Source organism: Mesorhizobium sp. M7A.F.Ca.US.002.01.1.1 (genome assembly GCF_004022955.1).
In the GTDB taxonomy this organism is placed as follows: domain Bacteria; phylum Pseudomonadota; class Alphaproteobacteria; order Rhizobiales; family Rhizobiaceae; genus Mesorhizobium; species Mesorhizobium ciceri.
This window is the reverse complement of the sequence record NZ_RZQE01000456.1, coordinates 1-4,790: the sequence shown is the minus strand read 5'-3', so window position 1 is coordinate 4,790 and position 4,790 is coordinate 1. Positions and strand designations below refer to the sequence as shown.

At 58.5% G+C, this 4,790-nt stretch carries 4 protein-coding genes and 1 pseudogene; all 5 read right to left on the bottom strand.

Translation table 11 applies throughout. The features are described from left to right. On the bottom strand, positions 1–692 hold a 692-nt coding region (locus EN932_RS29505; RefSeq protein ID WP_128369276.1), incomplete at its 3' end, for a tetratricopeptide repeat protein. 658 nt (positions 693–1,350) lie between these two features. Continuing rightward, entirely contained in the window at positions 1,351–2,508 is a 1,158-nt protein-coding gene (locus tag EN932_RS29500; protein WP_127365636.1) for a sulfite oxidase, read from the bottom strand. Positions 2,509–2,655: 147 nt separating this feature from the next. After that, complete coding sequence (locus EN932_RS29495; protein ID WP_128338477.1) at positions 2,656–3,156, bottom strand: hypothetical protein; 501 nt, start codon at positions 3,154–3,156, stop codon at positions 2,656–2,658. 660 nt (positions 3,157–3,816) lie between these two features. Beyond that, complete coding sequence (locus tag EN932_RS29490; RefSeq protein WP_245483347.1) at positions 3,817–4,044, bottom strand: hypothetical protein; 228 nt, start codon at positions 4,042–4,044, stop codon at positions 3,817–3,819. 478 nt (positions 4,045–4,522) lie between these two features. Next, a pseudogene (locus EN932_RS38470) lies at positions 4,523–4,790 on the bottom strand (integrase core domain-containing protein); the annotation flags it as partial.

Genomic DNA, 4,790 nt, shown 5'->3' with positions numbered 1-4,790 from the left:
GAGTCTGGCACGAGGCGCACCAACCGATCTGCATGCGGCAAGGCTTTTTCCGGCGTCGACGACATCTCCATCAGATGAATGTAGAAATGCAACAACCCCGGATGTCCCCAGGCTGCTGGCTGGGTCGTGAAGGCGCGGTCCAGAGCCGCGTGCGCTTCCTCCGTCGAGGTGCCAGCCGCAGGCTGCCCGGTACGAGTATCCCACAGCGCCCAAGGCGTGCGGTTGATCAGCGCCTCGACAAAGATCGCGGTCACATCTAGATCGTCAGGGAAACTCTCGTATACTGTGCGCATCGCTGCAGCGAAATCGTCAGTCCAAGGGCCATAATCCGTAATCTCCGGGTCAGTAGGGAACCGCGACGTCAGCGCATCAAGCAATGCGCGCTCGACTTCGATTGCAGGCAGATGGCACGCCTCCGCCAACAATACATGCGCCCGCGTCAAAGCGACAATACGCTCTTCAGGCCCGAAGGAGGTCCATAGCTTGTTGTAGTTTGGACCTAGACAGTGGGCAATTCCCCACCGCGCCATGACGTTTGTAGGCGCCACTTCGAGCACACGCTCGTAACAGGCAATGGCCTCTTCGTGGTTAAATCCGTATTGCCAGATCAGCCCCCGGTCGAACCACATCTGCGCCTCGGAAGGCGTGTTGTCCAGCCGGCGGGAGAAGGTGCCTAGATCGAAATACGTCATGGTATCCAACTCCATGGCTGACGGCGACTACCGGCCCAGACTACATCAAACCCGGGAGGAAGGGAGTTCGACAGAAGGCTGACCGCTTGATCTCACCGTGCCATCTTCCTCAACAGCCGCGATATCGTTCGCCTTTCCCAGCCCCGACCCCGATTTCGTACCGTGCCGAAAACGATGTCCCTCGACGGACGACGTCAGCGAATTCTTGACCTGTTCATTCGGTGGCTCCGAGAATCGGAAACTAGATGAAGCTGAGTGCGGCGTGGCCGTAAGCGGAAGGTCCTCTGGTCATGGTACCTTCGTTGGTCGGGATTGCTCGAATGACGATCACCATGACGCTAGAAGACGCGGAGGCGCCAAGGCAGCTTCGGAAGCGTTCCGCTTCAGATTGTGAACTGGCCCTAGTCCTCCGCAAGGCCTAACTTGCGGCAAAGGAGCGCTCAGCCATGACGCGACGGCTCAAACGGGAGTAGTAGCAGGAGCGCTGCCAGAGGCCCGACGATCCCAGCACGCCGCGCGCAGTAGCGCAGAAGCGCACGGAAGAGCGGCGGATCGAGTTCCACATCGGGGTGATGTGGCGACATCGGGCTTTGATGACCCCATGCCAAAAACATGGGGTCACGTCGATCTCAGACACTTTGATACGGCTTTCCGCCAGTCAGTGAATATCGATACGTCGCGTCACCTGACCGTTACTTTCCCAGTAGGTATGCTTCTTGGCGATGATGGGATCGTCCATTGCGGGTTGGACCTGCCCTCCAGTACTAACCGCACGCGAGGTGACTGTGTGCTCCCCGGCGGAGGGCTTGGGCCAGTCGACGGACCATATCTTCCAAGCGAAGTCCGTCTTGTCGGTTTCGTCGATGGCCGCCGGCATCCATGGCCCGTCATCGATCTTCACCTCGACCCGGTCGATCGGCGCGCCCCAGGCCGCCCCGACGATCCGGTGGTCACTGCCGATATGAGTGACCCGGGCCGGTGCAGACTTCAAGCGCGCCCGCCCGACAGAGGTTTCCACCCATACCGTCTCTCCGTTGTGCTCCTCCTCGCGCAGTGTGACATAATCGCGTCCCATAAACCGGTTCTCGAAGCGCTGGTCGCTCACGTCCATTCGTTTGAGCCATTTCACGTTCGCGATCCCGTACCAGCCCGGCGCTATCAGCCGCAGCGGGAAGCCGTTATCAGGAGGCAAGGGAGTCCCGTTCATCTCGTAGCAGAGGATGTTTTTGGGGTCCATGGCGTCGGTGAGCGACATGCTGCGCGCAAAGTTCTGCGTGAACTTGATGTCGTCGGCTCGCTTTATTTCTCCTTCATCGGTGCCCCAGAAGACAACCTCGATCCCACTGTCGAGGACTCCGACCTCCTTGAGGATCGGGGCGAGCGGCGTACCCGCCCAGCGAGCATTGCCAATCCCACCATTGAAAAACGGTAGGCCAGTATTGCCCGAACATTCGACCGTGAACGTGACTTCCTGGCGCGGTCGAGCCCTGATGTCGGCGAGCGTCAGGGCTGTTGGCTTTTTGACGGAACCGCCGATTTCGAGCTTCCACGTAGTTTCGTCGATGACCGGCCGGTTGAAATGCGCGATTGAAAAGAACTTGTCGTTGGGCGTCACCCAGGAATCGAGATCCTCCCACACCAGCTGATTTTTGATGACTTCCGGTACCGGGTTCGGCGGCAGCTGATCGAGCCATTTGATGACTTCCTCGCCGGCCCGGGTTGGAAAGGCATAGGCAATCCGCGATTGAAAGGACGTCAGGGCTACAAGGGCTGCTCCGCCTTGAATGATGAATTCACGTCTGGGAAGGTAATGCATGATGACTTCTCCTCCAGTGAAAAGCTCACTTCTCCTTCAGGGGTTAGTGCAGTAGCGACCGGGATCGCGCAAAGCAGAGGCCGGCCGCAGCGGGCAATATGAGAGCGCGTGAAACAAGCGCCTTAGTTAAAGCGGCGTTTCCCGCTCTCAAATAGCCAGCTCGTCAAGTCCGAGCCGGCTGTCTTCAATCATATGCCCTATCTGTCCTCGTGGCGAGGGCAAGGGCTCGCATCTTTTCGCTCCAGGCTTGATTTCTGCGTCGTGCTCCAAAGTCGAATGCCGCCTACATTCCCGGCCGCCATCATACGCCGGCGATGCACCTTGCGCGTGCTGACGCCCGCCTGTGGCCAGCAGGAAGCGCGCATTCGCCCTTGCCCGGAAGAGATCGACCTCGGCCTGCTTCTGCGCTTCCCGCGCCAGCCCGTAGACCTCGGGCAGCGGTTGCCGGTCGGCCGGCTTCGCCTTCATGGTCCACTTCTCGCTGCGGAAGCCCCAATGAGCGATGCCGTCGAGTTCGCTGCCGTCGAACCAAGCGCTCGAGTTCAGTTTCGGGAAATGCAACACCCGAGCCATCCACAAGATTTTCTCGATGTCGTGTTCGCCGGCACCCTTCGCCCATGGCGTCCAGCCGTTGCCTGGTCGCTCCATCAGATCGCGTCGCGCATGGTGGTCTCCGTTTGTCTCACTTCAGGACGGAAGTGCTGGCACCCGTCTTGCACCGAAGGCGGTTGCCGGCTGATCCCGGGCAGCTCGTCGGGCTTGAGGCAGTAGTTGGGGGGGCCTCGCCCGGCGAGTTCACCAATACGGTTTGTCAATGTTGAAGGGTCGCCCGCAACCATCGCTGGGCCTTGCGCACGATCCCCTGCGCTCATTCGTCGTCTTCCCAACTGTGAGTTTTTTCCACGGAGTTCATGGATGGCGCGCACAATGCAATGGAAATCTACATACCTCGGTGCATCGATCATTATTTTAGTGATCACTAAAATCCTCGATGATTTGAACGCCAGAGTTTAACGCAGCCCGTGCGATTTCAGGGCGACGTTTCTTCTGCGTGGGGTTGGATATGCGTGCCCGGATGTTAGTTAGGAACTCGAAGGCTACAGAAGCCTTCGAGTTGCGCGTGAAAATCTCGTCTTTGGAAGAGGAGCAGAGGCGAAGAGTGGCGAGCTCGGCCGGTATGTTAAAGCTGGCGCAAGTCGGCCAAGAATTAAAGTGGCTCCGGTTTCGCCTGGCCATCCTGGAAGACTGTGTGGCGGCGCTTTCAACCAAACACTAATTTACGTGCCCGTACTGGATTAGCCGGGACCATCATCGGCCGCCTTCAGATGAGACACCACCGTCCCGACGGGTAAGCTCGGCAGTGTTTGGTTTTTCTTCGGTTCTCTTCGTCCCAAACTGGTAGAAAAGCGCGAATGAGAATACGAGATATCCCACCTGGAAAATGATCAAGATCAGCAATGTCCATGCAAGCGACTTCCAGAACGAGCCGGTTGCTAGAAGAATCCAGATCGCCGCCACGGTCGAAGTGGCGAACATCCCGATTAGGAATCGCGGAAAAAACATTTATGCTCAATGCCGCCCCATAACTGGACCGACCGGGTCTCTCGCGTCTACTCTCTAGAAGCATTTAACGTTTCACTAAATTAGTACTTGCGCAAGTCATCCTGAGAGGTGTCCCCAGCGAGCCCTCTGGTCACCCACTTCGGAATATAGGATTATTATTCTCGTTGCAGCGATCCCCTCAAAACGGAGTTCGCCAAATGCCTAGGTCAAAAGGTTCGTAGAAGCTATCGCAGGCTGAAATTGAGCGCCTTGTGGCGGCAGCGGAAGCGCTGCACTTGAGCATCATCAAGCCCTTCATATCCCCGCATTGCGAGTGGCGTTGCCCCCAGTTTTTATCCAGTTTGAGTTCGTTTCCGGCGTGGGTTGTGCCCTGCTGGGCGGGTGAAGCGACGGGCGCTGGCGCGGAGCCTTTGGCATAGCGCAGCGCGAGCGACCGCCGCGGATTGAAGGTGCTGGCGAACTCGGCCGGTGTCTGCCAGGCGATTTGGGAGTGCGGCCGGGCGGTGCTGTAGTCGGCGGGCACAGGGCGATGGCTACGCGCGCCTGAGCCAGCGAGGTAAACAGTGTCTCGTTGAGCAGTTCATCGCGCAGTCGGCCGTTGAAGCTCTCGATGAAGCCGTTCTGCATCGACTTCCCGGGCGCAATGTAATGCCATTCGACGCGGTTCTGATCCGCCCAAGAGAGGATGGCGTTCGAGGTGAACTCGCTGCCATTGTCGC